General features: G+C 61.1%; 3 protein-coding genes. 2 read left to right on the forward strand and 1 reads right to left on the reverse strand.

Translation table 11 applies throughout. From position 1 onward, the window contains the following. Both VGY55_15960 and VGY55_15965 read left to right on the forward strand, forming a co-directional pair. Positions 1–257 (forward strand): hypothetical protein (locus VGY55_15960; protein ID HEV2971471.1); only part of this gene is annotated, 257 nt, incomplete at its 5' end. Between the two features lie 109 nt (positions 258–366). Then, a complete protein-coding gene (locus VGY55_15965; protein HEV2971472.1) occupies positions 367–1851 on the forward strand; it encodes a glutamate synthase subunit beta in 1485 nt (494 codons plus the stop codon). An 82-nt stretch (positions 1852–1933) separates the two neighbouring features. Here VGY55_15965 and VGY55_15970 read toward each other — a convergent pair whose 3' ends face one another. Then, positions 1934–3247, reverse strand: a complete 1314-nt coding sequence (locus VGY55_15970; protein ID HEV2971473.1) for a hypothetical protein — start codon at positions 3245–3247, stop codon at positions 1934–1936. Positions 3248–3477 lie beyond the last annotated feature (230 nt).

Consider the following 3477-nt stretch of genomic DNA (forward strand, 5'->3'; position numbering starts at 1 on the left):
GCGAGCCCAAGGATATCGAGGAACTGCGGCGGCTGATCGACAATCACCGCGAGCAGACCGGCTCGACGGTCGCGGCGCGGTTGCTGGCCGATTGGAAGAACAGCCTGTCCAAATTCAAGAAGGTCATGCCAACCGACTACAAGCGGGCCCTCCAAGAGATCGCACAGAGGCGAAGCGCCGGCTCTGCGAAAGACAATAGCGCGTCGTTCGACTCCGAGCGGGCTGCCTTGGCGGCCTTGCCTGGAGGACGCATTTAGAACCGCGGATGCGATGACTCTCGTCGATCCGCGACTCGATAGACCTGCCTCGCTGCTCTGCACCGCTGAAATCATCAACCCTCTGACCGACGCCACGAGTACCGAACGGATGGGAAAGCCGACCGGCTTCACCGAATTTTCGCGGCACGCTCCGCAGGAGCGCGACCCCGCGCTGCGCGTGCTCGACTGGAGCGAGTTCCACGAGCACTTGAGCGTCGGCGAGCTGCGCGAACAGGGTGCGCGCTGCATGGATTGCGGCGTTCCGTTTTGCCACACCGGCGACTTGATGGCCAACATGGCGGCCGGCTGTCCCGTCAACAACCTCATTCCCGAATGGAACGACCTCGTCTATCGCGATCGTTGGCGCGAGGCCCTCGATCGCCTGCACGCGACCAACAACTTCCCCGAATTTACCGGCCGTGTCTGTCCGGCCCCGTGCGAGGGCTCGTGCGTGCTCGGCATCATCGAGCCGCCGGTGACGATCAAGTCGATCGAATGCGCGATCATCGACCGCGGCTTCGAGGAGGGCTGGGTAACCGCGAAACCGCCCAGGTCGCGCACATGCAAGACCGTCGCCGTGGTCGGCTCCGGGCCCGCAGGATTGGCAGCGGCCGCCCAGCTCAACAGCGCCGGCCATACGATCACCGTCTTTGAGCGGGCCGACCGCATCGGCGGCCTGTTGATGTACGGCATTCCCAATATGAAGCTCGAGAAATCGATCGTCGAGCGCCGCGTGAAGCTCTTGGCCGACGAGGGAATCGAGTTTCTGACGAGCAAAGATGTCGGCCGCGATCCGACGGGCGCGCAGCTGCTCGAGCAGTTTGACGCCGTCGTGCTTTGCACCGGGGCGACGCGGCCGCGCGATTTGCCGATTCCGGGCCGCGACCTCAAGGGAATTCATTTCGCGATGGAATTCCTGCACGCGAACACCAAGAGCCTGCTCGACTCAGGCCTTGGAGACGGCCGCTACATCAGCGCGAAGGACAAGCGCGTGATCGTGATCGGCGGCGGTGACACGGGGACGGATTGCATCGGAACCTCGATGCGGCACGGTTGCCGCAACCTGGTCAACTTCGAGATTGTGCCGATGCCGCCACAGGTGCGGGCCGCAAACAATCCGTGGCCTCAGTGGCCGCGCGTCTTTCGCGTGGACTACGGGCACGCCGAAGCGACCGTCAAATTCGGTCGCGACCCGCGTGAGTTTGCGATCTCGACCGTCGAGTTTCAATCGGACGGCGCGGGCAACGTCCAGGCACTCAAGGCGGTGCGAGTCGACTGGTCCAAGCCGATTCCCGGCAAAGCTCCATTCAGCGTCGTCGAAGGATCGGAGGAGATCTTCGAGTGCGACCTGGTTCTTTTGGCGCTCGGATTCCTGGGGCCGGAGACGGCCGTTTCCGGGCAGCTTGGGGTCGAGGTCGACGAGCGCGCAAACTACAAGGCGCCTTACGGAAAGTTCCGCACGAACGTCGAAAACGTCTTCGCGGCCGGAGACTGCCGCCGCGGCCAGAGCCTGATCGTCTGGGCCATCAACGAGGGCCGTGGCGCAGCGCGGGAATGCGATCGCTTCTTGATGGGCTCAACAGACCTGCCCTAGCGGTGAGGACCTCGGCGCGGGCAAATCGCGGCTCTGCGCCGCGCTCGCCGCATGCACGAGATTGGCCACCCGCTGACGCCGACTAGAGCAGCTTGCCGTTGTAGTTGACTTTGCAGTTTTTGAGCTTGCTCTTGAGCTTTTGAGCGCCGGTCGGAGTCACTGAAGTCTGCAGGAGTGCGATTCCCTCGAGCGTCTTGACTTTCAGAAAGGCCGGGATCGACCTGTCGCTGATGAGCTTGTTGTTCTCGAAATAGATCGACTTGAGACTTTTCAACTTGGAAAAGAAGTTCAGCATCGCGTCGTCGCTGAGCGACTCATTTTGATGCACCGACAGGGTGTGAAGGTTCCGAAGATAGGGCATCGCTTCGAACGCCGCATTGGTGCAGTTGGCAGCGCCGACGTCGAGCACTTCCAACGTTTTGATGTTTGAGATGCCGTGATACGCTTCGATGCTCAAATAGGGATTGTCGTACATCGACAGAACCTTCAGTTTCCGCAGGCCCTTTTTCTTGGTGACGAGCTCATTCAATCCACGTCCGCGAACCGCCTGCATCTTCGCCATCATCAAAGTTTCGAGCTCGGTGAAGGGCTGCAGGTACTTGAGTCCGTCGTCGGTCACGTAGCTCCCGGTGAGATCCAAATATTTGAGATTCACCAGCGGGGCCAGCATCTCGAGATGTTCGTCGGTGAACTGAGAGATCTGCCCAACCGACAATTTTTCGAGCTGGGTCATTTTGGCGATCTCGGCGATGCCCGCCGTCGAGAATTTCGCCTGGTCGACGTACAACTCGACGAGCTGCTTCATTTGGCTGATTTGGGCCATTGCCGCGTCAGAGTTTTTGTCCTTTTGCGCACCCTTGGTCATCGCCAGGGCGGTCACGTTCTTCATTTTGGCGACGTTGGCCAGTGCCGCGCCTGAGTAATTGAGGTGGCTGATATTCAGCTTTTCGACTTTGTCGAATTTGGGCAGCGCGGCCAGGCCGGCATCGCTGATGGTGCTCCCTTGCAACTCGAGGGCCGTCAGCTGGTCGCGGACCTCGGGAAACGATGACAGCTCCGCAAGCTGCTCGTTCGTCCTGCGGTAGGTTGGCGTCGAATTGAATTGAGCGAGCGCTTCCTGAGCGGTTTTTTTCGGCGGCTCAGGCGTCGCCGGGGCGGCCTGCGGCGCGGCCTTGGGCGCTTCCCCCTGCTTCACGACCGGCGCGGGAGGCGGCGCTGCCTCTTTCGGTTTACCGTGGATCAGTTCACTAAATGTGGGCGGCTTTTCGCATCCGGCCAGGGTGCAGATCGCTACGGCCAGAGCGCTCGTTGCGATGGCCTGCATGAAAATCCGTGGGCCGCTTCCGCTGCGGTTCGGCTTCCGCCGCGCAACGGCTGCTCGTGGTTTGGTCACCATTGGCGGGAAAACTCCTTCGTGGTGAGACGCCGACAAATGGTGCGCCGCATATCGAAAACGAATGCGGTGCGAGAAAAACAAGAGGAGGCACGTCCACAGCGGAGCCGAGCGCGGGCCGCCATGTGACAGCCGGTTCATCATACCGGCGTTTTCCGCCGAAGCAAAGAAAATGTCCGCGCGTTTTCCGGCCGAATGGAACCGGATTGCACCTGTAAGCCGCCCGATGATTT

This window comes from Pirellulales bacterium, from assembly GCA_035939775.1.
Taxonomy (GTDB): Bacteria; Planctomycetota; Planctomycetia; order Pirellulales; family DATAWG01; genus DASZFO01.

What these genes read in the sequence shown, in the direction of transcription:
- VGY55_15970 (HEV2971473.1), bottom strand. Translation starts at nt 3,247, where the DNA reads ATGGTGACCAAACCACGAGCAGCCGTTGCGCGGCGGAAGCCGAACCGC.
- VGY55_15965 (HEV2971472.1), top strand. Translation starts at nt 367, where the DNA reads ATGGGAAAGCCGACCGGCTTCACCGAATTTTCGCGGCACGCTCCGCAG.